Genomic DNA, 24311 nt, shown 5'->3' on the forward strand with positions numbered 1-24311 from the left:
CTATTTTTAGAGAATTCATTCGGTTGATTTGTTTTGTTTTCATCCAATAGCATAAATAAAGGGAGTGATTTTATCGGCTGCATTGCATTGCATTGCGATGCGGGCTAGACCTATAAATAAGAACGTATGGACATTTCACGTCAGGCACTGTTTGGTCGGCTGAATCCGACGCTTTTCAAGGCGATTGAGAGCGCTACTGCTTTCTGCAAGCTGCGCGGGAACCCGTACGTCGAACTCGTGCACTGGCTGCATCAACTACTGCAGGCTGCAGACGGAGACATGCAGCGCTTGCTGCGCCATGCCGGCGCAGACCTCCAGGTTCTGGAGTCCGATCTTGCTCGCGCACTGTCAGCGTTGCCCGCCGGCGCCACGTCCATCAGCGACTTCTCGTTCCAGATCGAATCCGCCGTTGAGCGCGCCTGGGTCTACGCCACTTTGGCGTTTGCAGACGACCGCGTGCGCGGTGCCTATCTGCTGACCGCACTGCTTAAGACCCCAGAACTTCGCCGGACGGTGCTGGGCATCTCGCCCCAGTTTGCGAAAGTGCGTGCGGACGATCTGGTAGAGACCATTCCCGCCCTGGTTGCGCAGTCCGCCGAAAGCACCGAAGCCGCTTACGACCGCAGCGACCTCGCACCGGCGGTCCCGGGTGAGGCCAACAAAGCCATGTCTCCCGGCGCTTCGGGCAAAAGCGCCCTGGCCCAGTACTGCCGAGACCTGACCGAAGACGCCCGCGCCGGCCGTCTCGACCCCGTCATCGGCCGCGAGCACGAAGTCCGTACCATGACGGACATTCTGCTGCGCCGCCGTCAGAACAATCCGCTGATTACCGGGGAGGCTGCGCGACGCCCTTGCTGGCGAGGTATTCGGAGACGTGCACGGCACGCTCTTCCGACAGCACTTGGTTCGAGGGGAATCGGTCGGTGCGGATGGGTTGGTTGTCACTGTGGCCAGTGACGGTCACCTTGCCCGGTACCTTGGCGATCTCGGCAGCCACCTTGTCCAGCAGCGGCTGCACCTTGGCGTTGACGTCGGCGTGGCCAGCGGCAAACATGTCGTCGCCACGGAAAATGACGGCACTGTGCTTGGCGTCCTCGTTCACCGTCACCACGCCACGGGCGATTTCGTCTTTGAGCAGCTCGGCCAGAAGCAACGAGGGGGCCTTGGGCGGCGGTGGAGGCGTGATCTGGCCGATGGCGTGGATCTGTTGCTCCAAGTCATGCGCGCGTAGCGACAGCTGGTACTTGTACCAAGCGAAGAGGCCAAATGCGGCCAGCCCCAGAATGGTGGCGCTCAACCAGATGGGGATGGTGCGGATGATGGTGAACCGCCCCGCAGGCGCGACGTTCAGGTTCGATGCGAGTTCTCGCGGGACGGCGCCGCGATGCTTGCGGATCAGATCGTAGAGGCGCTGGCGGATAACCAGATGCTGCCGGTCGCCATCGGTCATGTTGCCGTAGCGGCCCTCGAAGCCCAACGCGAGCAGGTAGTAGATCACCTCGATGACATCGATATGTTCTTCGGGGCTGTCCACCAGTCGGCCCAACACGTGGAAGACTTTTTCGCCGCCTTCGTGCTCACCATGCAACTTGATCAGCAAGCTCTCACTCGCCCAGTTGCTTCGACTGCCCCACGATGCGCTCAGGGCGGCCTCGTCCAGCGCCGTGCACAGGCTGTAGCGTGCCGCGAGAGTATGTTCTGCACGGATGCCAGCACGTTCGCAAACGGCCTGGAAGTCGTGCAGTTCTTGCACCAGGACTTTCTTAAGGAGATCGGCCTGATCGATGCGCAAATCGGCAGGCATGTCCGCCAGTGCGCGCAATAAGGGCCTTGCTGCGGAAAGCAATGGATTGACCTGCTGCAGCGCTTTCTCGACGCGTTGCTCGATTGGTTTGCGTTTGATCTGGCGCGGCTCGTTGGCGGCCTGCGTTGAATGCGTAGGCACGGTCTCGGTGGCCTGCTCCTGGGCTTCCTGTGCCGGTTCGGCCGTTTTGAGTGCACCGGCTGTCGTTGGCGCGCTCATTGACGTACCCCCCACAGTTCAAGCCGCAATTCCGGGAATTGGCCGGCCACGTGCAGCGCCAAGCCGCCGTAACGCTGTACCTGCGCCCAGAGCGGGTGGTCCTGATCCAACTCGAAATACACCTGACCGGCGTTGAATGGAATCTGGCGCGGTGGCACGGGCATAGCTTGCAGCGGGAGCCCAGGCAGGTGCGAGCGAATAAGTTCGGCCAAGCGCTCGGCTGGGCCGACCTTGGCTTGCGCGGGGAACTGCTGCTGCAGCGTGTCTGATGGCAACTGGGCGCCCACGGCCAGCACAAAGGTGCTAAAGCGGCTGAACTCGGACGGCTCCAACACGGCCAGCTGCACGCCGTTGCCTTGGTTGCGTAGCTCGATCCGCTGCGCGCTGCGCTCCAGCACGACGTTGAGCAGGACACGCAAGTCGTCCACGACGGGCTTGATGCAGGTGTGTGGTTCGTCGTGCCGGTACGCTTCGTATTCCACGGGTCGGCGGGTTGCGGTGCGCACGAAGGTGGAGAGTTCTCCTGCAAACGCAGTCAGTTCAACATAGAGCGCTTCGGGCGAGGCGCTCTTGGCGTTGAGCATATGGGCGAGCCCCGGCTCAACGCGGTTGAACAGTTGCAGGATGAGGTATTCGGAGATTTCTGCGGCATCTCCGCCGCGCGTGCTGGAGGCGGTCAGGCGCTCTGCCATGGCGCCGGCGCGCAGGCGCAGCAGGCCATGCACCTCTGCAAGCCACGTGTGGAGCAAGGCGCTGGCGGTGTAGACGTTGACGGGCGGGATGAGCGCAGGGTCCAAGCGGGCGCTGCCGTCGGCACGGATTTCCGTGACCTTGGCAAGTGGCATGCCGAGCCAGGACTCGGTCAATTCCTTCTCGGGCAACAGACGTAGGCGCAGATCGCCCAGTTGGACAAGCTTGGGGCCTTGGCCGATGGAGTTAGCGTCCAGCAGGTCCTGCTCGAAGCTGCGATAGCGGGCCAGCGAATCCTGGGCATCCTCGTCGAAGGTGATTTCTTCGGTATTCGGCGTGCGAATGGGGACGGCCAGGTAGATGGTCTGGTTCAGGTGTTCGTGACGCAATGCCAGCGGCGCGGGAAGCTTGGCGTGGGCTGGCGCTTCGAACGGCGTGCCGTCCTGAAAAATGCCGGCGGCACCCGAGACGACTAGTTTGCCGAGCGCGAGCGATTCGGTGTCGATCGCGAAATGATGAAAGCCCCAAAAGAATGGGCTCAAGGCAGCGGCGCGCTTGGCGCTGTACTTCTGCCTGGTGTTCGGGCTCCCTGAAACATCCGACCGGGCACGTTGGCCCCGCATTGGTCGGCCTGATCACCGATGCCGCGACAGGGCAGGCGTTGAGCCTGCATCGCACGTGGATTCAGGCTGACGGCAGCAAAGCCGACATTGACCCGCCGCGTTTGCTGTTGGGCGGCCATCGCAAGCAAGGCGGCGTGATTCGCCTGTGGCCCGACGAAGCTGTAACGACCGGCCTGGGTGTCGCTGAAGGTATTGAGACGGCACTGAGCTTGGCATGGGCCTACGCGCCTGTGTGGGCCTGCATCGATGCCGGCAATTTGGCTGTCTTTCCCGTACTGCCCGGTATCGAATGTCTCGTTATTGCCAAGGACAACGACCCTGCGGGCATTGCTGGCGCAGATGCGTGCGCACAGCGCTGGGCCGGTACCGGCGCGGAAGTGTTCGTGACGCGGCAAAAGCAAAACGACCTCAATGACGTGATTGCGGGGGTGGCGGCATGACCACCGAACACACGCGTATCCGCGAGGTAGTTGAGAACGCCCAACGCATCGTTGTGCCGCCGACGAGCAACACCAATTTCCTCGCTAAAGCGACCACGGAGGAACCGTGCCTGGACGTGGTGTTTGCTCACGAGTTGTCCGGCACCTTCACGCCTGCCGACGAGATTCTGCAAGGTGTCCTGACGACTGGCGGTAGCAGCATGCTCTTCGGTGACTCCAATGCAGGCAAGACATTCATGGTGGTTGATATGGCTGCCGCAGTGGCTCGCGGTACGTCATGGATGGGCCGCAAGACAGAGCCAGGCCTTGTCGTGTACTTGGCCGCTGAATCGCCCGCCTCGGTTCGCAGTCGCCTTCAGGCTTATCAGAAACATTACGGCATCAAGGTGCCGAACCTCGCCATCGTTCAGAGCCCCATTGATCTGTTCAACGGCGAAGCAGACACCGACGCAGTCATCCAAACGGTGCGTTGCCTGGAGGCGCGGATCGGGCAACGCGTTCAACTCGTCATTGGCGACACGCTGGCCCGCCTTAGCGCTGGCGCGAACGAGAACGTTGGGCAAGACATGAGCGTTGTCGTTCGTCACGTTGACCGCATCCGTTCTGAATGCAATGCGCATGTCATGCTGGTTCATCACTGCGGGAAAGACACCGCCGCAGGTGCGCGTGGTTGGAGCGGGATGCGCGCTGCCGTAGATACCGAAATCGAGGTCACAGAAGTAGCTGCCGGCCGCTGTGCGGAAATCACCAAACAACGCGATTTGGCTACGAAGGGCGAACGCATCGGGTTCAAGCTCCAATCGGTTGCACTCGGCTTTACGAAGTGGGGTGACCCCGCAACGTCCTGCGTTGTAGTGCCTGCCGATGCCCCGGAAAAGCCTGTCGGCAAGCGCTTGGGTGCTGTCGAAGCAGCGGTATTCGAGTATTTGGCAGCCCAAACGGGCGGTGTCAAGAAAGGGACCGTGGTTAAACACTTTGCGGGCCGTTATGAGAAAGGCCCCGTATATCGAGCCATTCAGTCGCTTGTTGCGGCGCGTGCGGTTAACGAAGCCGCCGGCATGGTGTGCATCGCTACCGCAGCCAAATGAACGAGGTACACAAAGGTACGTTTGGGTACGTGTACCTCTGGTGTACCCAGCGATGGAGGGTACGTTTAGGTACACCACCCTTTAGGGGTGTACCCAAACGTACCCGCTGAACAGGAAACGAGAACCGGAGGGCGACCAATGAACTGAGAGACGCGAATAAGGAACTGCAACGAAACCCCGCGCCCAGCGCGCATCTATTGGAGATAGACATGTTTGAAATCAGGAAATTCTTCGACCGGGCCGACTTCACCAAACAGGATGAAGCGTCTATCCGCACGTTCATGGAGTCGCCGGAAGCGGCTAAGATTTTCGAGCGTGCTGAGAGCGAACGCATCGATCAACGCAAGGCACTGCGTGTCCGCCTGGACGCCATCGATGCGAAGCATGACAAGGGCATCCAGAACGCAGGCGTGACGCACCAAGCAGCCGTTCGCGCAGTAGACGTGGCCGAAGCCAATCTGCGGTCGATGCGTGAGGCAGAACGGGACGCAAGCGCTGCGCTTTATGCTACCGAAATGGCGAAAGCCGCCGAAGCCGCAGAGTTGCGGGAAGCATTGCGCGATTCTCGCGACACGCGTTTGGACGACTTCTATTGCTATCTGGATGATGCCCAAGACAAGCTGAGGCATCTCGGGAAAATCACCACCATCGCGCAGAGCAGTTGGGCAGGTGAGCGTGATGTTCGGTACGAAAGCAACCTCGGCGAGGTGACTGCACTCAGGGATGCTTTGCAGGCCGCTCTCTCGGACATCGATGCCATGACGCTGCTCCCGTTGAGCCGCGCCGAAGTGTCCGAACGCTTGACGGCATGGACGCACAAGTTGCAGCCGATGTTGGAACGCTTCTCCCTGCCGACGCCGTGTCTCGATGAGAACGGTGCGGTGACGTTGAGCCGCGAACGCCTCAAGTTTTTCGAAGTCTTGCAGGACAACGGCTTGTGCGAGGCGGGCGACAAACCGCAATCCGAGCAGCAACAGGCCGTTCAAGCGCCCCCCGTGAAAGCTGCCGCTGTGAAGCGCTCCTTTGTCACTCAGAAGCCGCCGGCGGCGCGTGTCTCGAAACCCGAGTCCAATGGCGCAGGTACCAAGCGCAGCGTCATTACGAAAGGCGGGTCGCTCTGCATTGAAGAAGATGTACTGCTGTCCGACGGGGTGCGGGTGCCGCTGCTCTGGCCCCGGCGGTAGTCCATTGCCATCTTGAATCCCCCCGGGTATGGGGCCGCGTGGTTATATGCGCGGCCCAGTTGTGATGACCGATCCATAGTTGCAAGGGCTTTCCACCAAGGTGCGCAGCGCATCGGCGTAGCATTCCTTCTTGACCATCCTCTATGCGCAGCCTGGATGTGTGTTCGGCAAGACCGCACGCCTCTGTGTCGACTGTTGATGACGTGGGGCGGCATGGCGGCTGCAAGGCCCAGTGCGGGAACCTGCGCAACTGGCAATCGATGTACAAGGCGCACAACGATCGCAAGACGGGCCGCGAAGAAGGCGGCTTCGGACGCGTGCAATTGGCACAACCCGATAGGACGCGCTAGAACGCGTGTTGAGCGTATCGTGTTCGAGTGGGTGGGGCTGTTGCGGCGCGCTTCTGATCGTTCGATGGCGGCCCGCATCCGGCCGCACAGCCGGGCAGGATGACAGGGGGAGGGGGAGCTTAATCCCTCGGGGGCAAGGGCCGAGGACCGCTGCCGAGCGTCAATTTTCACCACCGCGTTTCTGGATGAGGGGGTAAGCACATCATGAAAGGTCGAAAACCGACACCTACAGCGCTGAAAATCGTGCGTGGCAACCCCGGCAAGCGCGCGTTGCCGAAAGATGAACCGACACCGCAGGCCGGCGCAGATGCACCTGACTGGCTCTCACCCTTGGCGGCTGAGCACTGGCCCCTGATCGCAAAGCAGCTTGAGGATGCGCAAGTGCTGACCGTCATGGACGCGCCTGCCCTGGCGCTCTACTGCGAGGCGTTTGTTCGCTGGAAACATGCCAACGAACAGCTTGCGAAGCTTGGTTTGGTTGTGAAAGCACCCAGCGGCTACCCGATTCAATCGCCGTATCTGTCCATTGCCAACAAAGCGTTCGACCAGATGACGAAGATGCTGATTGAATTCGGCATGACGCCTAGCAGCCGTTCGCGCGTGACGAAAGCCAAACCCGGCGCAAACAAGAACCCGTTTGCGGACTTAGTAAAGGGCAAGCAGTAGCGGGTATGGCTGGTTGCCTGCAAAGGGCGGTTTTTGACGGAGTATGGTGACAAGTGAGGCGGTCGGCGTGTCTCGACGCTATCTAGCGAACCACTCCACGGGCCGTCAGATGCGCCGCCACGTGGTCAACCATGTTGATCCCACCAACCTTCTCTGTGCCGAGTTCTTCAGGAGTCACCGCCAGCGAGGGCCAAAGACAATCTGTGACAAACCTCTCGATACCGACTGCGCCAAGGGTCGGTGCTAAATCGTCATGCGTGCCGCTTGCCCGGTGCGCGCCGAAAGCCATAACGGCACCGGCGATCAAGTCTGCTACCTGAAGTTGCACTGAGTTATGCGAGTCGGCAAATTGCAGTTCCCGCGCCCGAAGAGGGAAGGTGAATGTTCGTCTGTCGTAACCGATAGTCTCCGGCTCAACGCTGGCGTCCATAAACGCAGCCAAGATGTCCCGCGATGCGAAGAGCGGCTTGGACCGATCATGAACGACCCGGAAGTCGGACTTGAACCGATTGTCGCCCCACGTGATGCAGTGGTTAACGAAGCTGTGGACCGCAGGATCAATTGAGCCGCGCGTATTTGATTTCAGTATTTCATCGATGTATCGCCGCGACACGAGGATAGGTGCGAGCATGTTGCGACTGTCGCGCTTGGTGCCATTGAACGCCCGCTCGACCCAATAGTAAAAACGGTCGATGTTCTCCCGTGTCGGTTCGCGGATCATCTTCACGAAACCTTGCGTGATCCCACCAAACGCCTTTTCACCAAAGAGCACCGGCATCGCGTGGTACATGACGTTTGCGTGCGCAATATTGGCGCCGCGCGCGTACAAATCCAGGCCATCGCGATAAGCAACGTACTCGATCAGCACATCAACAATCTTGGCGACAATGACGTATCTCTTGTGGTCAAGGGTGCAGACGATACGATCCGGTGACAACGCCGGTTGTTCAAAGAACGCTACGAGGCGCCTTCTGCCGCTGTCGCTTTTCCGGAGTGTCGAGAACTTGGGCTCACCACCTTGGCTGGACCTGACGTTTGCCAGAAGCTGGTCGCACTCCTCCTCGGAATAGTTGTGCGACGCCAAGACGAACACGGGTTGATTGGGGTCCAACAATGCAGGGCCGCTGTTTCCCGCCTCATCGCAGAACACAACAGGCAGCTCGCTTTGTGCCATTACAGTTCCCCCGGTGTGATAGGCAAAGTTGTTGTCGCGTAACCCGCATACCAAGCAGACCTACTGTTGTTCTGCGCTCGCGCTCTGTGCCGCAGCGCTCAATGCTTGTTCGCCGCTGGCTCCTCCACAAGCTTCACAACAGCAAACTCCACATCCCAGTCTTTGAACTCGGCATATGCGGCGTATTGGTTGTCTAACAGGCGCATGGGGCGAGTATGGTCCACGAGCGGATACTTCTCCGCGTACCCGAAATCCAACCTATAGGCCAGCAACCTTATAAGCCGCTCGGAGTAGAGGCCGTTGCTATATGCAGCCACCGCCCCCGCGACCAGCATTGCGGCCACCAAACCGCCAAAACCATGGTTGGCCAAGCGATCAATCCATCCAGGTCCACCCGTTTGCCTCCTCCACGGTAAGACAAGAGAGATCATGGTCCTAAAAAAATGAACCGATGTGGACAGCGTCATTGCAACAACAATGCTGACGAATGCCCCCACAGCGATAAACAAAAAGAAGAATATTCCCCAAACAACGGGGTAGGAAAGAATCGCCAGGAGGCCGACGGTAAGGTCTAGCGCCTGTGCCGGCAAGCCGGTCGCTTTGCTCGCAACAATCCTGCCCAGGGCACCGCATAGCGGCAGAAGTGTTCCATTTAGTAAGACGAGCGGGACACGCCCAATATTGGACTGCCATACGCGCATGAACTTCGGGGTCCACCACGTCAGGTAGCCCGCAACGAAACAAAGGAGCGTGGGCATTGCCGCAAGGTCTATGAGCAGCAGGCCTCGGGCCGGACACAGCATTGCCATCAAAGGAAGAGCCAAGAGAATGCCACCGCATGCATAGAACTTCTCTGGCAGTTCCATTGTCGGCCATCGCTGCTTCAAGCTTGATATCGGATTCCTCATTTCTTGGTATCTAAATGCTTTGCGGCAGCGTCCGCGACACTACGGCCGCTAGCTGAACTGCCGCATTGGAGAGACGTTGGGTTTTGCTGGTTTGGTGTCCTATGCGGCAACGCTCAACCAGTTTGATCTTCGCGCGATCACCAAATCCATGGTGCGACTACAAATCCGTCAAGCGAGGCAACAAATCTTGGTCCACTAGCCGTACCTCGATCCTGTTTGCAATTCGCACGTGCTCTGCATCGGCATCCGAGAACGGGGCGTCGGTGACGCTCACGACAATGGTGCCAACTTGCTTTTTTCCGTCGATGACGGGAATCAATGCGCCGGCTTCGGGCACCTGCTGTACCGTCAGCGCCTTTGGCAGATAGATCATCCAGCCGACGCCGGGGCGATCCTTGAACACCTTGAGTGGAAAGTACCCACCGGATGCCAACGTGATCGCGCTTGCTTGCCATTGGAGCGCTGCAGCGTGCACCACTGCCGCCGCGCTCTCATAGGCCTGAGGAAATGCCCCCGGCTTGACTCGCAAGATGACTGTCGATGTTTCGGGACGCGGTCGACCGATGAGCTGAAGGGACGCGCCGTTGGAGTCTGTCTTGCCATTCCAGATGCCGACGATGCGGGGATCAACGTCTTTCCGAAGTTCTTCCGTCACTACCGCAGTTGCTGCTGTCGTCGGTCCATTGCTGTCGAAAACCTCGTACCGGGTGGCCTCTTCCTTGGATTCGCCTTTCAGGTACCACGTTGACAGCTCGGGCGATTGTTCGCCCAGCACACGGCAAAATGCAGCCAGGTCCTGCAGTAAGGCGGGGGCTTCCAGGGAACGCTCTTGGCGAAAGACAGCGGTGAGCTCGTAAGGTCGCTTCATGGTGTGTAGTGCGTTTCGATCGTGAGCCGCATGGCGGCAAAAATCCTGCTGAAGTAGGCGTAGCTGTTTGGCTGCATAAAGTGCCAATGTAGCTGAACAGGGGGCATCGGTTTCGCTACCAGAGCCTGTTTGGCCGCTTCCGCCATTAGGGGCTGATCGCCCTTCCACCATTCAAACGGGGTGCCGAAGTCATCAAAGAATTGGTCGTACTTTGCCTTGGCCTCCTGCAGGATGCACGGGGCGGAGCGGAAGCCGTCGAAATCAACGCCCGCAAAGTTCCATTCTGTGAAGGGTGCAAAGCCCGTGATGCGTGCCTGATACGCGCGCGACACCTCCGACATGTTCCAATTGCGCGTTACCAAAGTCCCTTTGTCAGGGGTGCAGTCTTTGCATTTTTCTTTTGCTTTCGTCTGCGCTTCGGTCTTCGCAATGGGCGCGGTGCGTGCGTTGTCGGCTTCCTCTTTCCGTTTGAGAACTTCCTTGGTTGCTCCATCTGCGACGACACCTATGCCAAGCGCGACCAGAAGGCGCGCGATAGCTCCCTCAATGAGTGGTGCGGCTGCGGCTGCCATCAAAGGCCCCCTTCAAGTTTCTTTTGCAATACGGCCTCCAGATCGTCTAGCCGCTGCTCTGGCGTGGCGCCAGGCTTGCGCAGATAGGTCTCGATGAGGGGATCAGACACAAGCGTAGGCGCATCCGCAGCCATGTACATAAGCCAAACAATGTGAGGCGTGGAGGTGAAGCCAACGCGCTCCGCATAGTCGTGCGCGGCCTGCATCCGCCCGAGGATGACCTCACGGCCGGGTGCTGCTACCAGCTCGGGACGATTGGCGAGGAACTGCTCGCAGACCGTTGCAACAAACTGGCGTGCATCGCAGTTCTGCAGTGCTTGCCATTGGTTTTCGTCAAGCGTCAGCATGCGTCCTCCCGATGTGGACGCGCTCGCCATTGCGCAGTAGATGCCATTCGTGAATGTGGGCAAAGAAGGTTTCGCGTTGCGGGGCGGTCAACACATTGACCAGCTCAGCGAGTACGCGCGGGTCCCAGAAGCGCACCAGGGCGATGCGTCCATCAGGCAGGCGTGCGTCGAGTTGTAGCTGTAGCAGTTGTGCCAGGCCATGCAGGTCCATCCCGGAGATGAGCCAGGTCACTGAGGGCGCCTCACGTTCCAGGCGTGCCATATCCGCAGTGACGCCATCGCCGGCCGCCTCGACATCAAACAGCCACGGCCCCGCGTGTGCGAGTGGGCTGTCGGGTGTGCCATGGAAGAGGGAAGCGAAACCGTGTCGGTAGTCCAGGCGTTCACCACGATGTGTCTCGTATTGGAAGCCGTCGACCAAGCCATACAGGCGCAAGGCGGGGTTGCGCGTGCGTAGTTGGGCCAGGCGCTCAACAACATCTGATGCCATCGTCAGCCCCGCATGACGGTGGAGCTGCCGCTGGCGGCAGCCTTCATCAGGCATTCCAGGCAGACGCCGGAGTTGGTCCGTGATGCGATGCTGGCGGCTTGTGCTGCCAATTCGGCTGCGTTGCTGGCACGTTCACTGCCCGACACCATATCGCTCGCCGTTCCACGGGATTGGCTGGCGAGCAAGCTTGCCCCGCACGCGGTCTTGTCCATGTGGCGGGCGTAGGTGTTGCCCGCACCGTCGACCACGATGCTGCTGCTCTTAAGGATAGGGAAGTTGCCTTTGCACTTGGGGCAAACCGTCATGTCGCCTGAGCGCGCCATGGGCTTGCCGTACATGGAAGACGTGCCATCGCCAGTGATGACGGTCCCGCCGTGGGTGGTCTTGTCTCCCACGACGATAAAGGACTGACCTGCGGACATGAGATTCCTTCAGTTGTGCGGTTCGCACCTGCCGCTATCGCGGTTGGGCGCGACATGCTAGCGGGGGCTGGCCCTGCTGGCTGCTGAAAGAAATTGAAATCTGATCTGAGCGGGTGCCCGGCTGGCGTCGGGTTCATATCGCGTCGCCGCGTGCTTATGGGGAGCGCTCATTCAAGGGGTGCCGCACGCTCAATCGTACGCGTACGGGCGGCTGGTGCGGCCTGAGGCGCCTTTCTGTGGGTGCCGTAGCGGTACCTGGGGATGCTTTAACGCCGCAGCGGGCGCGGTAAGGACCCTGCTCACCTGTCCACTTCATCGAGGGGTTTTTATGCAGGTGCCCAGGTGCCTTCGAGCCGCTCTCATAAGAGGGGCGTGGCGAGAGGCAGTGGACATATGCGGATTCATGCACCTACAGTAAGCAGGGGTGCGCGCAAACATTCATTTGTCAAATTGGGGGGGGCGTCATGTGGGGGCTTGAGGGAAAGCGGTTCTGGTTGGTGCTTGCTGTTTTTGTTATCGGGCTGGCGGCAATCATTTGCTATCGAGGACTACCGGACACTGTATACGGTGCTCTTGTGGCCTTGGGTGGTGTGATACTTACAACTCTGCACAGCGGTGCGATGCGCCAGGCCGATCTCAATAGCACCGTCCTTCTGAAGAAAATCGAGCGCGAGATGGGGCTACGACGAGAAGTGTTTCTCCCAGCCTTCGAGGGGGCGACCAGTGCACTGAACGCGATCGCCGCACTCTTAGAAAGCAGCAAGGCGCGAGACGAAATCTCGGGTGAATTTGCGGCCGGAATAACAAGCTTTTCTAAAGCAATGCTTGTGGCGGCCCCTCCAACGGTTGCAGGTATCCAGCGGTTAGCTGGAGCGCTAAATCTCACGTGGAATGAATGCAATGCGCATCGGGTTGTGCTGGATCAGATTCGCGACCATTACAAGGCGATTGAACGGGAGAGGGAGCTCGAAATCGAACTGCGTCAGACGGCGATCAAGCAGCGGCAGATTGTCCAGATGCAACGGAATGCAGATATCCAATCAGACATGCGGGCATTTGTCTCGATTCGGGCCCACGAGGAGCGGATTGCAGCCCTGAACGCTCAACTGGTTGCTGTTACGCTGGAGCGAGATACCAGATACGTCAGTGCACTAAAGCCCCTCATCAAGCGGCTTGCAGAGATTCGGCCTTTGTTTCCGCCAGTGCTGGCGGAGCTGCGGAGGGAGATGGAGCTGCCATTCGATGAGTCGGCTTTCGCCAAGGCACAGGAAGCATTGACCTCCGAAGTATTAGAGATCGTTGGAAGGCGGGTCGCGGAGGCAGAGCAACGTCTCGCGGCTCAGCGCGAGCAAGTTACCGGCCCTGCGCAGGTAGCCAATGAAGCAACGCCGAAAACACAATGACAGTGCAGAACAAGCCGGATCTTCCTTGGCGTCGTCGCCAAGCGGCCCTTGAAAAGAAAAGGGCGTCCCAAAAATGGGCTGCCCGGCTATTGAAGTCGCGATCCCTTTGGTTTGCCTTTGGTGGTGTTCTCGCGTTCGTCCTGACGCACGGCGTCGAGAGCATCATCACGTTGCGAAAGTTGCCATTGGAAGCCGCTCAACTCTACCGAGAATCACAGAGCTGGTTCTATGGCGACTCGAATTGGACCGGAACCTGGTCTAGCCGCGAAGAGGGTGACGTCCAGGACTATCACCAATCTGACGCTCCGATCAAACTCAGTCTCACTACCGAACAGGGAGCTGTCGTAGGCGAGATATTTACGCAGTCAGTCTGTGAGCTGAATCCCATGTTGCTGCCGGTGTTGGTGGAGGGGGAAATCCATCACGGTAGGCTTCGCGCCTTCGCTTACGCGTACGTGGGTGGACAGAAGCAGCGCTTATACAGCTTCCAAGCGACGCGAGCGAACGAGGAACCTGTAATCACCTTAACGCCGATTGATGATCCCGTGGGTCTTTTGCCAGCTTCTGCTCGGATTGCCCGGCGCATGGGCGGGGACGAGAGTTCTGGCGCCGAAGAACACTCCGATCTCCAGTGTTCAGAGAATGCGCTCCAGTATTTGCAGCGTCTTCGCAAAGAGAAGACCCCTGATCGTGTTCAGCACCCCATTGACCATTTTGTCCGTTGAGCAGCCGAGTGTTGTGTTGGGCCCGTGCCTGAGCGACGGGTTCAATTGCAACTGCCGCAGGCGTGATCGCCATGGCATTGTTGGGAGAAACGGAGAGGGCTAGCGATCGCAGTCAACAAAAGGCGAGATCTGTCCGCTGGAATAGCCGGCTAGCTATTGGCTTACGGCTTGAATATGCATAGAAAGTTCTCGATCTCATGCGGTGGCAGAACCTGCAATGCGGAGGGAAGGCTGGACACCCTGACCATGCGTGATGCGGTCACCCCCAAAGCGCGAGCACCAACCTTGGTTCCAGCATGCAGGTAGACGGACGTGGGCTCCAATCCGAGAAAGAACCCGAGGCGGAGGGCTGTGTCATAGGTATACAGGGCGCCGAGTCCGGGAATATCGGTGAACGTAGCCGCCAAGAAGGTGTGGAGGTCGTCGAATGTTGTATTTGCTTCGAGTTGTTTTCGCGCTCGCAGTAAAAGCTCTTTTGCCTTTCGCATAGGTGCGAGGCGAATGCGGCACTGGTGCGAGTAGCGTTTTGGTGGGATGCGATCATCGAGGGCAAGGGCCGCATGGTGAATGGCAAGTTCGAGCGAGGGCATGCTCGCAAAGAAGTCCCTTTCGCGCAGGGCTCGTGGCCGATGCTCAGCAATGTACTGCGCGACGAGGGATCGAAGGGCTGCGCCACGAGTGGCGCGAGTCATTCTGACAGAGGAGCAATGCATCGCTCTTTTCCTTGAGAGCTAACCAAAAATAGACGATTCAGGGTGCCGACTTGCTGCAAGTGGCCCTCAGGCAGGGGACCTTACAGGCGAATAAGGAACTTGATGCAATAGGCGAATCGTTGGCAACTGTGTGCGCCAGAATCGTGTCTTTTCGCTAACGTCCAACGCATGAGTGAGGGAGTACACGGCAACATCAGCAAGCTGAAGTAGAGGATGCGCGGCTTCGGTGCTGACGTGTGGCACAAACTGATGGAATTGCCCTTGCGGTGCCCCTATTGAAGAAAACCCGCCGCTCATCAGATTGTGGACCTGACGCTTGCCGTTGCCGATTGACTTTATCTTCGTCGCATCTTGCGAGATAACGAGCTCCCACTCCTCCGCACGTGCGAACTTCCGGTCGGATGCGGGCACCATCAAAGCAATCTGCGCAAGCAGACTAAGTAGCGCTTTAGGGCTCGTATGTACGGGCAAAACGACTTCAATGTCGCCGGCTTGGTTCCGCATCTCGATGGAGTCACCCATCGCTGCTGCATACGCGCCTAGGCTACCGTTTGCAAAGCGCACGTGCGCACAGACGTTGTTCAGCAAGAGAAGGCATTTGATTACGATTGATCGCGCTTGCGTATCATCAAGATGATCGAGCTTGGCGCTGCGGCGTTGATCAGCACTGAACAGCACCCGGCAGTGCAGAGGGGTGGTGCGCGGGATGCCGAATTCGTCCTTGATTCTGTTGAGCTCCCGCAATGTCCATGAGATACGAGAGCGCTTGACCACGACATACGCATATCCGCAAATGTCGTTGAAGTGGCAATCGTCGCCGAACGCAACGTATTTCGTTTCAGGATTACGTCCAACTGTGATGATGTTGTCGGTCATGCAGGTCCAATGGGGCGCCGGTTCCTCATTGATCGACAGCTTAGCAAACACCGGGCGCCGTCCAGTACAGTACTTACATCGATGGGGGCGCTGCAGGACTCAGACTCCAGGCACACGAAAGAGGAGCGAGTATGGAAAACGCGATCATTGCTGCTGTTGCTACTGGGGTGTTTGGCCTGTTGGTTGCGGTGGTGACGTATGTACTGACGAAGAAGCGCGAGCATGAGGCGGATTGGCGAAAGGCGAAGTTGGAGCACTATCGAGAATACGTCGCTGCGTTGTCCGCAGTGGTGCAAGGGCGGGAGATCACTCCTAGCGCGCAAGCGCGCTACGCGGACGCCGTGAACGCACTGACGCTTGTTGCATCGCCCTCCGTTTTGACGGCGCTGTACGCTTTTCAAGATGAGATTTCATACCGCAACACCCAACGCAGCGATGAGCGCCACGACCAGTTAGTAAACGTCCTGTTGCGGGAAATGCGTCGCGATGTCCGTCCACCGCTGCGAGAGAGCGGTGTTTCCGAACCGTCCGTCCGGCTGTTGTCGGTGCCGCCGATGCGGGCGTCGGTAGACGGCAATAGCTCAGTGAGCGTCGCCCAACCGCATTGATGAAATCTGCTTACAACGGGGTTACATGGCGAAAGAATTGCGCGGAGTTGTTTGCGCGTCCTAACCCATGCGATGGCTATGGTATTGGCCTGCCCAGAGGGATTCGAACCCCCGACCGTCGGCTTAGAAGCGATCATGCTTTGGTCCCTGTTTCCTTATCTGACAAGGGTTTGCGGGACACGGAGTGAATCCGAGCACACTTTGAGCACACTGCGACTACCGTGAGGTAGACGCAATGGCAGCAATTTCGAAGTACCGTGACAAGTGGAAATGCCAAGTTCGTAAACGTGGGTTTCCACCACGGACAAAGACTTTTGAAACCCGTGCTGATGCCGCTGCATGGGGCCGCATGATCGAATCTGAGATCGAACGCGGCGTGTTCGTCAATCGTGACGAAGCCGAACGAACCACGGTGGCTGACCTGCTTGCACGCTACCTGCGAGACGTGTCGCCAACGAAGCGCAGCGGCAAAAGCGACAAGGGCCGGGTGAGGACACTGACGAAGCGAATCGGTGCGTACAAGCTGTCCGTTCTCGTTTCGCCGCATCTTGTCGCGTATCGCGACGCACGGCTTCGGTCGGTATCCGCCCAGACGGTCATCCATGAACTGAACCTGTTGAACCGGGTATTGACGCTTGCCACGAGAGAGTGGGGCATTGTGCTGCCGGGCGGTGTACCGAAGGTAATCAAGCCACGTGCGCCGCAAGGCAGGGATCGCCGAGTGCACCCAGACGAAATGCAGTCGATCATGGATGCGACCGAATCCACGGAATTGCGGGATTTCATCCGTCTTGCTGTCGCCACCGGTATGCGTCGAAGTGAAATTGCCTCCTTGAGGTGGGAGAACATCAATCTCGAACGGCGTACTGCACATCTGCCCGTAACCAAGACGGACACACCGCGCACCGTTCCATTGTCCAGCGTGGCCGTTGCTGTTCTACACGCCCGCAAGGCCACAGGAAGTGCGGTTCCTTTCACCATCACGCCTGATGCCTTCACGCGGGCTTTCAGCCGGTCTGTGCACAGGGCACGCAAGCGGTACGAATCGAAGTGCCAGAGGCTGAATCAGCACGTGGACCCGCGCTGGCTTGTTGGCATTCGTCTGCACGACCTGCGTCACGAAGCGACAAGCCGCTTCTTTGAACATGGGCTGGGTCTCATGGAGGTCGCCAGCATCACCGGTCATAAGACCCTAGCTATGCTTCAGCGATATACGCATCTTCGGGCAGAGGATTTGGCAAAGAAACTCGATTGAAGCGGGCGGTCGGGCGTTGCAGCGCATCTGTGCAGGCTGCCATCCCATTTTGTATGACACCGGCGAGACACCCCACCTTCGTGGGGATTTTCATTGCCGACGCGTGGCGCAACATGTTTCCAACGTCAACGTATATGACGAAACGGGGAAGCATATGGAAAAGAACATTGTTCGCGCAAAGGCGTTCACGGTCCGTTCCAACAACGGCTGGACAGAACGCTTCAAGGGTGTCGTTACCTTGCTGACGGTCACTGACCACAACAAGGAGCACATCGAAACGTACCAGTGCGATCAAGCACGGTCAGATCGCGATATGGCCCAAGCGGATGCGGACCAGTTGCTGTCACTGAAGACAAACGAATTCGTGTCAACACAGAGTTGATCGTGGGACGGATGGATTGGAAAAATACACGGCTGTTTGTGCGACGCTGGCTTTGGTACACGACGCATGATGCATTCGCGCAGACATTTGGATGGCTCTCGTTGATCGGCAGCACGTTCGGCGGCTTTATTCTCGCCAACTTGGGAATCCACGCGGCTAGCAATCAGTTCACGAGCAACGTTGTCGGGGCGTTCGGCGGTTTCGTCATTGGTCTGGGCATCTACGCGATAGTCGCCGTCTTCAAAACCCGGCGATACATGCACCCGCTTGCTTTGATGGTGACAGATGACGTGCGGTCGCCTGAGTTAACATTCAACGACCAAGTACGTGGTTATAGCGTTGCGGCTGTCGTCCGAAATCGGTCAGACGTGTATCTGAAGGACTGCATCGCCTACATCATGAACGTGGCGCAAGCCAATGGAGCGACGGGGCCACGCTTTGTCGATCAATTCGATCTGCCGCCGAAGTCAAAGAAGCATGTATTCGTTGCGTATTGGTTCTCGCGAGAATCACCAAACATCGATGACAAAGACATTGGCTTGAACGGTCCTGCTGGTAACGGCTTCTGGGGCAACATGTGCCGGATTCCGAAAATTGAGACTGATCTTCAAATTCGAATCCAGCCGCAAGACGCCGATGCCACGGACATACACTGTCGGGTATGGATCGATACTGCTGGCCGCTGCCTGCGGGCGACGCAGTTGCCGGACTGATGGAAGTTCGTCGTTCCTTGTGTCATGGCCAATTGGGATATTGTTCAGCCGCATGACACTGGTCCAATGGTGTCCGGGAGGCACCAAATGCGCGATTGGTGTCAGCGATCATCCTGCCCGACTGGCTGCATTGGTGTCCCACTGGTAACGGTCACTGTGGTCGGTGAGGTCTGACAGTGGACCATACGGTCGGCACTGCCACAGCGGTGCCCATATGGTCCGGGACAATGGTGTCCGACTGTCACTGCTTAGACCAATGCGACCACTGACCATCACAATCACTGTACCGAACATCAGTCTGGCAGGACGGTGCGCCATTCGTCCAGCCGTTCACCGTCGTCTGCAAGGGCCTGTTTCAGCTTTGTCATGTCGAAGACCAGATAGGTCCTCGGCCCGGTGTTGCCTTTGCGGTATTGAACAACTGCGTCGATCCTGCTGGCGCCATTGGCGACCAGTTCACACGCGATCTGTTCCTTCTTCTTCGATGCGCTCACCTGATAATCAGTCAGACCCAATTGTTCGATCAGGTCGTTGCGCTTCAACTGTACATAACCTCTGTCTCGGACACGTTCAAGAGCCTCTGGCGTGACAAGTATCGCAGCCTGGCGTGGTGCAGCCGATGGTCGTTCGAAGTACCGCTCGAACGGAAAGAATTCAGCCACTTCGGTGTCGATAGACAGGTTCTCGTTCGAGAACACGTAGATGTCCTTCTTCGGACCATGCACTGGTCGGCCCCGACCAATGGCTTGCAGGGTTTCAGCCCGCGATGTCTGGTCATAGATGATTTGATGCCACGGGTCCTTCGCGATCAAGGTGTTCAGGCGGCACGTGCTGCCATCCTTCATCCGCACCGGCTGGTCCGTATAGATTGTTTCCCAAGTAGCACCAGTACCGAAGATGGCCTGTGTGTAGACCTGCATCGTGTCCATCCGAAGCGAGTGCCGCCCGACCACCAACAAGCAGTCCATGTCCTGCATCGTGTTGACGCCGCGCAAGTTACCGAAATGCGTCCACGTCTCTGCACCGATAGCCGTCGCCAGTGTCGTGGCGAACTGGTCATCTTTGCCAACCGTCTTGTAGGTAATCAGGCCGACTTTCTTATATTGCGCCGCGACTTTGCGAAGACCAGCGATGAGCACTGGGATGTTGCTTCCCCGTTCTTCTTCCAGCCACCCCTTCGTGATTGTCGCGTTCGATAATTGGAACAGATGCACATCCTCATGCTGGCGCACCGCGATACGGTGGAACTGGACGCCCGGCAGCAAGCGTCGAACGATGGCGGGGTGCGCAGTGGCGTCCAAGTACAGCGTCGGGATGCCTTCGTATCGTTTTGCCGATGCCGGTAGAGGCAACCAATAGATCGTATCGTCTTCGACCCACATGCCATCGAGGAATGCGGGATCGTCGGACCGGCAGTAGTTTGCAAATTGGGCAATGATCTTCGAGTATCGGCTTTTGGCAGTGCTGCGCCGATTCGCTTCAAGATACTCTGCTGGTGACAGGCTGGGCGATGGCCTTTCCGGCTTCCGATTGGTTATGGCATCACGCATGACCTGTTCGCTGTGCTCCCACACGGCATCGTGCAAGGTGCTTCCAGCGTTGACGCTGGCAATGATCCGCTCCACCGAAGGGAAGCGCGCCGATGCGACTTCTGCTTGCACCTCGCCGAATTTGAGGATGTCCTCGTCAATGATGATGTAGTCCGGCACCCACGGTGCACGGTTACGATTCGGTTCGATGGTGTAGTTGTCTGCCAACCTGCTGCCGTTGAACCACGCCGACTGTTCATTGAACCACTCGTTATGGGTCATCACGCGGATGTTCGCCATCGTGTTGAACTGGTCCGTGTACCGGCATTGGCCTCGGAACATGCACTGCGACAGACAGTATTGGACCGGGATGCCGACACCATTGTCTTCAAGGGTTGTTCTAGCTTCTTCGTTTTCGCATAAAGCCTTGCGCGAATGAAACTTGACGACCGTCGAACGCTGCACCTTTCCACGCAGTGTGTTGGCATTGGAGACATCGGTAGCGCGGATTTCGTCATAGGAACCAATGATGTCGTCGGCCAGCTTGTGGGTCGGGACCAGCACGAGGACCTTGGTGTTGTGGCTGACTTCACGTGACAGCGCTTCCAGTACGGTGCGAGTCTTTCCTGCACCTGTCGTGACATTGACGAAGTGGGAGTCCTTGCCATTTACGAATTCGCGGATGATGGCCTGCAACTCGGCAGTGGCATCGGCTGGTGTCGCCAGTGGGTCAAGGGGATAGTCACAGGGTTGTGGCTGCACTTTCCGGCGATCCCATCCGCCTTGTGATGGCTGGTAGCCGCCGAAGTCTCTTGCATATGCCTGCAACAGGTAAAGGCTTCCATACCTCGCACCGCGCAGACAATCTTCCAATTGTCGTGCCAGCTTCGCCTTGTTTTCCTTTTGCCAGTGATTCATCAACACGGGGATGCCTGATCGGCCAAGCATGAACAGCACGCACAGGTTCACACTGGTTCGGGCTTTGTAGCGTAGTCTCCGTGGGATGTGTTCCAAGAGAAGCTGGACCGACACGATGTCAGCCATCGTCTCAGTTTCCAGTGCGGGCAGCGGTGCAGGGCACTGATCGTTCAGCATCAAGGGCGTACAGTCCGCCCGGAAGAATGCATCGGGATCGTGCGATAGGAAGCAAGACTGGCGAAGCTTATTCACCGCAGGGTCGTCATTGAACCGAAGACGCCCGCAGTGTTGCCGGATGGCCTGAGCACACAGCCGGTACGCGATCTTGAACCGCTGGTTCGTGATGTCGATGGCTTCGTCCGATGGACGGGCGAAATCGGTCAAGATGCCGAACTTCAAGCCGCCCGATGGTGACACGAACGCATACATGCACGCCGGGTGCTGTATCACCTTGGCCCGCAAGGCGGAAACGTCCATGCCGGGATTGTCTTTCTTATCGATGTCGAATTGGACAATGCCGGTTGGCTGGCTGCTTTCATCAAGGCGGTATTTCGGACCAAGGCGGACCGTTGGGTAGAAGACCGGCAGGGTGTCCAGTTTCAGTTGCCTGCGTTTCTCGTCTTCGTCGGTGTCACGGATGCGGTTGATGACATCCTCGTAACTGCCAGCCCGGACGGATGCGATGATTTCTTCGATGGATTCCAGTGCCGGTGCCGTTGCCGAATACACGGACGGCGCAATGGTCGTATAAATAGTTGAACTCATGAGGTCGGTAGCTTTATGGGTACGTGACCCTGCTGGATGCATGTCCAGTGGGGTCTTTTTTTGTGCTGCCGTTTACTTATGCATTGTCCGGGCGGTCGAGGCGGCGCACCTCTGGACTTAGGAAGGGGATGTGGACGATTGGGTCTTTGTTTATATCTATATAGGAGATGACTGCCTGTTTTTGGGCGAAGGGGCAGGACCAAGGACAATTTGTGTTCGCGAAGCGCACGACCGAAGGGCGTGGAGACGCATGACCAACCGATTTCTGAATCACGTCAGGTTATGCAGTGCTGTATCTGAGAGAATTTCAGGCTTAGGGGAGTTCGATCAACAACAAATCAAAGAACATGGAATACGGGACGATCAAGCTGACTGATGTGGACATGCTTCACAAGGTCTTTCGCGGATTCAGAAGCCACGACGGGGTGGGGTGGCTGTTCAGAGGGCACGCTCAAGCAAGTTGGGATTTGTTGCCGAAAGCAGGGCGACCTGAGTTCTATTTGCCGGATAACAGGGACCTTGGTCGATTCCTCAACTGGACCGAAAAGGCAGTTGCATACACGTCGTTGTCGTCAAGCTATCTTGAACAACTGGCGCTGGCACAGCATCATGGCCTTGCAACACGTCTTCTCGATTGGTCAATGAATCCATTGGTTGCGTGCTACTTCGCGTGTTCGGATCATGCGGACAAGGACGGCGCGGTCTGGATGTACGAGATGTGCAATGTGATCTTGACCGACGAGAGTACCCGTGAGTCCCTGAAGGAGAAGAAGGGTGTGTTCGGCTACCTTCCGAAGGCGATATTCTCCCGCGTCATTAACCAGCGCGGTGTCTTTACCGTTCACTGTGACGCCGCGCACCCGATTGATGTCATGGAGTCACGTGTAACGAAAGGATGGCCCAATCTGTTCCGGTTGGACATTCCAGCCGCGTTGAAGGCGGACATCGTGACTCATTTGGGAGACTACGGGATCGACCGGTCGCATCTGTTTCCCGACCTTGATGGCCTTTCCGCGCATGTCAATGCCGCCACGTCCCGGATGCGGAAACCTGATGCAGACAAGTAGTGAGCTTGTTTCACTGCGCCTGTACCTGCGCGGGCCGCTTGTGAGGTTCTTGCTGGTGATTCAATTGGCAACGAAGATTCAGCAGTTGAGGATGTAGCCGTCTGCGATAGTCCATGCCGTCGTCAACAGCTTGACCGCGTCTACTTCGGGGACGGCTTCCGGTTCTCCGTGACGTGTTGCCTGTGCCGCCTTTTCCAGCAGCCTTGTGGCAGATTCGTCGCACCCTGCGATCTGACGCAGGGTGTTCCACTGCGCAGCCTTGTCTTTGGGGTCTAGTGAGTGCGTGGCGATGCAATGGTGTCGCAGTGATTCAATGGCGCGATAGCAGTGGAATGCAACGTCGTCAGGCTCCTTCATTGCGGTTATAAGGTCCCGCAGGCAGCGGTGGAGGAAGAGGCCGGATTCGCCAAGAAGCTTCGGACGCATGGCAGCGATACGAGCGTCGAGATCGACTTCGCGATGTAGTTCGCTGATACAAGGAACGTTGATGCCGAAGACGACATCAACGCCGATCTCGGGGCAAATTGCACGCCGGATTTCGACATCGTAGGTGAGGCCCAGAACGTACCCCATCATGTCCATCTCCAACTGGACCAGATTTTTGACTACGTTTCTCAGGTCCAGCGCGTTCCATTCGGCTTCGGTTTCTACCCAGACGGCGATCTGATTGAGAAGAATCCGAATATCGGCTTTCGCATCGACGCCGGACGCGACATGGCCGAACTTGGCAGTGATGCGGTGATCTTGTATCTGTGCGCGTTCGGGATGGACTATTCCATCAAGGAAGTACCGATACATGTTGTGTGACTCTTGGTTTCACTTTCATTTGGCCGCCACATAGTCTGGTGGGGTGATCCGCCTGTCAGGACAGGTCACGCGACTGCATCAGGCGTTCAAGCCCGTCCCATGTCGATTGAATCGGATGGCGGGTTCTCGGATCAGTCAGGCCCACCTCTGCAAACGTATAGTTCATTCGACCGTAGTTGCATGGCGCACACGTGATCAGCATGTTGTCGGCGTCGTTGGTGCCGCCGCGTGCATGAGGTATGACGTGATCGTATTGAACCCACATGGCCTGAAAAGCGGCATGCTGTTCTGCATTCCGGCCTTCCCATTGGACCGCCGAAGGGTATGCATCGCGCAGCCGCTGGCGCACCTCTTGCCGGATCACGGGGATGCTACAGACCCGGCAGTGGTAGCCATCACGCACGTGAAGCTGACGCTTTTCAGCCAAGGTTGGCATCCTCAGCTTGGTGCGTTGGTCGGCTGGTAGATGGGGTGGTGCATCGATCTGCGGGCGTAATTGCACATGCGGACTCTGCGCGCCCCAGATTGATTCCGTCCATTCACGGATCGGCGGCATATCTGCCAGACGGATCAACTGATCAGCCAGATCGCGATGTCCAGCCAAGTGAGCAGACACGGCTGCATCCAAGTAGCGCGCTGCGTCGAATATCTCGGGGATCGGTTCACGCAAACACTGCCGATGTAGTGACACGTCTCCATCCATGA

At 57.9% G+C, this 24311-nt stretch carries 25 protein-coding genes and 1 pseudogene; 12 read left to right on the forward strand and 14 right to left on the reverse strand.

The genetic code is table 11. From position 1 onward, the window contains the following. Window positions 1–126: 126 nt before the first annotated feature. Window positions 127–840 (forward strand): annotated as a pseudogene (locus NG898_RS05010) (Clp protease N-terminal domain-containing protein); the annotation flags it as partial. Here NG898_RS05010 and icmH read toward each other — a convergent pair. Both icmH and tssK read right to left on the reverse strand, forming a co-directional pair. Next, on the reverse strand, window positions 827–2023 hold the full coding sequence (icmH, locus tag NG898_RS05015; RefSeq protein ID WP_252691322.1) for a type IVB secretion system protein IcmH/DotU: 1197 nt from the start codon (window positions 2021–2023) through the stop codon (window positions 827–829). The pseudogene NG898_RS05010 and the gene icmH overlap by 14 nt on opposite strands. Continuing rightward, window positions 2020–3336, reverse strand: coding sequence for a type VI secretion system baseplate subunit TssK (gene tssK / locus NG898_RS05020; protein WP_289812953.1), 1317 nt, complete (start codon window positions 3334–3336; stop codon window positions 2020–2022). Before tssK ends, icmH begins: the two co-directional genes overlap by 4 nt. Between tssK and NG898_RS05025 the strand changes: the two genes are divergently transcribed. The 4 genes from NG898_RS05025 (at window position 3246) to NG898_RS05040 (ending at window position 7064) form a co-directional block, all read left to right on the forward strand. Further along, on the forward strand, window positions 3246–3776 hold the full coding sequence (locus NG898_RS05025) for a toprim domain-containing protein (protein ID WP_420803685.1): 531 nt from the start codon (window positions 3246–3248) through the stop codon (window positions 3774–3776). The genes tssK and NG898_RS05025 overlap by 91 nt on opposite strands. Then, the gene (locus tag NG898_RS05030; RefSeq protein ID WP_252691325.1) at window positions 3773–4864 is read left to right on the forward strand and encodes a helicase RepA family protein; all 1092 of its coding nucleotides are present in this window, start codon (window positions 3773–3775) and stop codon (window positions 4862–4864) included. The genes NG898_RS05025 and NG898_RS05030 overlap by 4 nt, the downstream gene beginning before the upstream one ends. Before the next feature lie 209 nt (window positions 4865–5073). Further along, a complete protein-coding gene (locus NG898_RS05035; RefSeq protein WP_252691326.1) occupies window positions 5074–6048 on the forward strand; it encodes a hypothetical protein in 975 nt (324 codons plus the stop codon). 554 nt (window positions 6049–6602) lie between these two features. Next, window positions 6603–7064 (forward strand): phage terminase small subunit P27 family, encoded by a 462-nt coding sequence (locus NG898_RS05040; protein WP_252691327.1) that lies wholly within the window; start codon window positions 6603–6605, stop codon window positions 7062–7064. A gap of 82 nt (window positions 7065–7146) precedes the next feature. Here NG898_RS05040 and NG898_RS05045 read toward each other — a convergent pair whose 3' ends face one another. The 7 genes from NG898_RS05045 to NG898_RS05075 form a co-directional block, all read right to left on the reverse strand. Further along, window positions 7147–8238 (reverse strand): DUF3800 domain-containing protein, encoded by a 1092-nt coding sequence (locus tag NG898_RS05045; RefSeq protein WP_252691328.1) that lies wholly within the window; start codon window positions 8236–8238, stop codon window positions 7147–7149. Between the two features lie 98 nt (window positions 8239–8336). Then, window positions 8337–9104 carry a hypothetical protein gene (locus tag NG898_RS05050; RefSeq protein ID WP_252691329.1) on the reverse strand — a complete coding sequence of 256 codons (768 nt, stop codon included), beginning with the start codon at window positions 9102–9104 and terminating at the stop codon, window positions 8337–8339. Window positions 9105–9303: 199 nt separating this feature from the next. Continuing rightward, window positions 9304–10014: an Imm52 family immunity protein gene (locus tag NG898_RS05055; RefSeq protein ID WP_252691330.1), complete on the reverse strand. Its 711-nt coding sequence runs from the start codon at window positions 10012–10014 to the stop codon at window positions 9304–9306. Continuing rightward, window positions 10011–10586: a restriction endonuclease fold toxin 5 domain-containing protein gene (locus tag NG898_RS05060; protein WP_252691331.1), complete on the reverse strand. Its 576-nt coding sequence runs from the start codon at window positions 10584–10586 to the stop codon at window positions 10011–10013. Before NG898_RS05060 ends, NG898_RS05055 begins: the two co-directional genes overlap by 4 nt. Continuing rightward, window positions 10586–10933, reverse strand: a complete 348-nt coding sequence (locus tag NG898_RS05065; protein ID WP_252691332.1) for a hypothetical protein — start codon at window positions 10931–10933, stop codon at window positions 10586–10588. Before NG898_RS05065 ends, NG898_RS05060 begins: the two co-directional genes overlap by 1 nt. Continuing rightward, entirely contained in the window at window positions 10920–11423 is a 504-nt protein-coding gene (locus NG898_RS05070; RefSeq protein WP_252691333.1) for a DUF4123 domain-containing protein, read from the reverse strand. Before NG898_RS05070 ends, NG898_RS05065 begins: the two co-directional genes overlap by 14 nt. A 2-nt stretch (window positions 11424–11425) precedes the next feature. Beyond that, window positions 11426–11845, reverse strand: coding sequence for a PAAR domain-containing protein (locus NG898_RS05075; protein WP_252691334.1), 420 nt, complete (start codon window positions 11843–11845; stop codon window positions 11426–11428). A gap of 464 nt (window positions 11846–12309) precedes the next feature. Here NG898_RS05075 and NG898_RS05080 point away from each other — a divergent pair, with 464 nt between their 5' ends. Then, a complete protein-coding gene (locus NG898_RS05080; RefSeq protein ID WP_252691335.1) occupies window positions 12310–13248 on the forward strand; it encodes a hypothetical protein in 939 nt (312 codons plus the stop codon). After that, window positions 13245–13973: a hypothetical protein gene (locus tag NG898_RS05085; RefSeq protein ID WP_252691336.1), complete on the forward strand. Its 729-nt coding sequence runs from the start codon at window positions 13245–13247 to the stop codon at window positions 13971–13973. The genes NG898_RS05080 and NG898_RS05085 overlap by 4 nt, the downstream gene beginning before the upstream one ends. A gap of 161 nt (window positions 13974–14134) precedes the next feature. On the opposite strand, the gene NG898_RS05090 is transcribed toward NG898_RS05085, so the two are convergent. Both NG898_RS05090 and NG898_RS05095 read right to left on the reverse strand, forming a co-directional pair. Beyond that, window positions 14135–14563: a hypothetical protein gene (locus NG898_RS05090; RefSeq protein WP_252691337.1), complete on the reverse strand. Its 429-nt coding sequence runs from the start codon at window positions 14561–14563 to the stop codon at window positions 14135–14137. Between the two features lie 189 nt (window positions 14564–14752). Further along, window positions 14753–15562: a hypothetical protein gene (locus NG898_RS05095; protein WP_252691338.1), complete on the reverse strand. Its 810-nt coding sequence runs from the start codon at window positions 15560–15562 to the stop codon at window positions 14753–14755. Window positions 15563–15693: 131 nt separating this feature from the next. Between NG898_RS05095 and NG898_RS05100 the strand changes: the two genes are divergently transcribed. The 4 genes from NG898_RS05100 (at window position 15694) to NG898_RS05115 (ending at window position 18520) form a co-directional block, all read left to right on the forward strand. Further along, on the forward strand, window positions 15694–16170 hold the full coding sequence (locus tag NG898_RS05100; protein ID WP_252691339.1) for a hypothetical protein: 477 nt from the start codon (window positions 15694–15696) through the stop codon (window positions 16168–16170). A gap of 235 nt (window positions 16171–16405) precedes the next feature. After that, a complete protein-coding gene (locus NG898_RS05105; protein ID WP_252691340.1) occupies window positions 16406–17425 on the forward strand; it encodes a site-specific integrase in 1020 nt (339 codons plus the stop codon). Window positions 17426–17579: 154 nt separating this feature from the next. Further along, window positions 17580–17807 (forward strand): hypothetical protein, encoded by a 228-nt coding sequence (locus tag NG898_RS05110; protein WP_252691341.1) that lies wholly within the window; start codon window positions 17580–17582, stop codon window positions 17805–17807. Between the two features lie 2 nt (window positions 17808–17809). Then, the gene (locus tag NG898_RS05115; protein ID WP_252691342.1) at window positions 17810–18520 is read left to right on the forward strand and encodes a hypothetical protein; all 711 of its coding nucleotides are present in this window, start codon (window positions 17810–17812) and stop codon (window positions 18518–18520) included. 293 nt (window positions 18521–18813) lie between these two features. Here the strand turns inward: NG898_RS05115 and NG898_RS05120 are convergent, their stop codons facing one another. Beyond that, complete coding sequence (locus NG898_RS05120; RefSeq protein ID WP_252691343.1) at window positions 18814–21732, reverse strand: BT4734/BF3469 family protein; 2919 nt, start codon at window positions 21730–21732, stop codon at window positions 18814–18816. Between the two features lie 347 nt (window positions 21733–22079). Between NG898_RS05120 and NG898_RS05125 the strand changes: the two genes are divergently transcribed. Further along, the gene (locus NG898_RS05125) at window positions 22080–22799 is read left to right on the forward strand and encodes an FRG domain-containing protein (protein WP_252691344.1); all 720 of its coding nucleotides are present in this window, start codon (window positions 22080–22082) and stop codon (window positions 22797–22799) included. 78 nt (window positions 22800–22877) lie between these two features. Here NG898_RS05125 and NG898_RS05130 read toward each other — a convergent pair whose 3' ends face one another. Both NG898_RS05130 and NG898_RS05135 read right to left on the reverse strand, forming a co-directional pair. Further along, window positions 22878–23597 carry a DUF8168 domain-containing protein gene (locus NG898_RS05130; protein ID WP_252691345.1) on the reverse strand — a complete coding sequence of 240 codons (720 nt, stop codon included), beginning with the start codon at window positions 23595–23597 and terminating at the stop codon, window positions 22878–22880. 64 nt (window positions 23598–23661) lie between these two features. Then, window positions 23662–24309 (reverse strand): HNH endonuclease, encoded by a 648-nt coding sequence (locus NG898_RS05135; protein WP_252691346.1) that lies wholly within the window; start codon window positions 24307–24309, stop codon window positions 23662–23664. Between the last annotated feature and the right edge of the window lie 2 nt (window positions 24310–24311).

The sequence above is a fragment of the Ralstonia mojiangensis genome (assembly GCF_023955645.1).
Classification (GTDB): Bacteria; Pseudomonadota; Gammaproteobacteria; order Burkholderiales; family Burkholderiaceae; genus Ralstonia; species Ralstonia mojiangensis.

Excerpts from the sequence above, each read along its gene's own strand:
- NG898_RS05070 (WP_252691333.1), bottom strand. The coding sequence starts at position 11,423 with ATGGCATCAGATGTTGTTGAGCGCCTGGCCCAACTACGCACGCGCAAC.
- NG898_RS05110 (WP_252691341.1), top strand. The coding sequence starts at position 17,580 with ATGGAAAAGAACATTGTTCGCGCAAAGGCGTTCACGGTCCGTTCCAAC.
- NG898_RS05100 (WP_252691339.1), top strand. The coding sequence starts at position 15,694 with ATGGAAAACGCGATCATTGCTGCTGTTGCTACTGGGGTGTTTGGCCTG.
- NG898_RS05060 (WP_252691331.1), bottom strand. The coding sequence starts at position 10,586 with ATGGCAGCCGCAGCCGCACCACTCATTGAGGGAGCTATCGCGCGCCTT.
- NG898_RS05030 (WP_252691325.1), top strand. The coding sequence starts at position 3,773 with ATGACCACCGAACACACGCGTATCCGCGAGGTAGTTGAGAACGCCCAA.
- NG898_RS05065 (WP_252691332.1), bottom strand. The coding sequence starts at position 10,933 with ATGCTGACGCTTGACGAAAACCAATGGCAAGCACTGCAGAACTGCGAT.
- NG898_RS05125 (WP_252691344.1), top strand. The coding sequence starts at position 22,080 with ATGGAATACGGGACGATCAAGCTGACTGATGTGGACATGCTTCACAAG.
- NG898_RS05130 (WP_252691345.1), bottom strand. The coding sequence starts at position 23,597 with ATGTATCGGTACTTCCTTGATGGAATAGTCCATCCCGAACGCGCACAG.
- NG898_RS05075 (WP_252691334.1), bottom strand. The coding sequence starts at position 11,845 with ATGTCCGCAGGTCAGTCCTTTATCGTCGTGGGAGACAAGACCACCCAC.
- NG898_RS05120 (WP_252691343.1), bottom strand. The coding sequence starts at position 21,732 with ATGAGTTCAACTATTTATACGACCATTGCGCCGTCCGTGTATTCGGCA.
- NG898_RS05035 (WP_252691326.1), top strand. The coding sequence starts at position 5,074 with ATGTTTGAAATCAGGAAATTCTTCGACCGGGCCGACTTCACCAAACAG.
- NG898_RS05080 (WP_252691335.1), top strand. The coding sequence starts at position 12,310 with ATGTGGGGGCTTGAGGGAAAGCGGTTCTGGTTGGTGCTTGCTGTTTTT.
- NG898_RS05085 (WP_252691336.1), top strand. The coding sequence starts at position 13,245 with ATGACAGTGCAGAACAAGCCGGATCTTCCTTGGCGTCGTCGCCAAGCG.
- icmH (WP_252691322.1), bottom strand. The coding sequence starts at position 2,023 with ATGAGCGCGCCAACGACAGCCGGTGCACTCAAAACGGCCGAACCGGCA.
- NG898_RS05090 (WP_252691337.1), bottom strand. The coding sequence starts at position 14,563 with ATGCCCTCGCTCGAACTTGCCATTCACCATGCGGCCCTTGCCCTCGAT.
- NG898_RS05045 (WP_252691328.1), bottom strand. The coding sequence starts at position 8,238 with ATGGCACAAAGCGAGCTGCCTGTTGTGTTCTGCGATGAGGCGGGAAAC.
- NG898_RS05105 (WP_252691340.1), top strand. The coding sequence starts at position 16,406 with ATGGCAGCAATTTCGAAGTACCGTGACAAGTGGAAATGCCAAGTTCGT.
- NG898_RS05025 (WP_420803685.1), top strand. The coding sequence starts at position 3,246 with ATGGGCTCAAGGCAGCGGCGCGCTTGGCGCTGTACTTCTGCCTGGTGT.
- tssK (WP_289812953.1), bottom strand. The coding sequence starts at position 3,336 with ATGCGGGGCCAACGTGCCCGGTCGGATGTTTCAGGGAGCCCGAACACC.
- NG898_RS05135 (WP_252691346.1), bottom strand. The coding sequence starts at position 24,309 with ATGGATGGAGACGTGTCACTACATCGGCAGTGTTTGCGTGAACCGATC.
- NG898_RS05040 (WP_252691327.1), top strand. The coding sequence starts at position 6,603 with ATGAAAGGTCGAAAACCGACACCTACAGCGCTGAAAATCGTGCGTGGC.
- NG898_RS05050 (WP_252691329.1), bottom strand. The coding sequence starts at position 9,104 with ATGGAACTGCCAGAGAAGTTCTATGCATGCGGTGGCATTCTCTTGGCT.
- NG898_RS05095 (WP_252691338.1), bottom strand. The coding sequence starts at position 15,562 with ATGACCGACAACATCATCACAGTTGGACGTAATCCTGAAACGAAATAC.
- NG898_RS05055 (WP_252691330.1), bottom strand. The coding sequence starts at position 10,014 with ATGAAGCGACCTTACGAGCTCACCGCTGTCTTTCGCCAAGAGCGTTCC.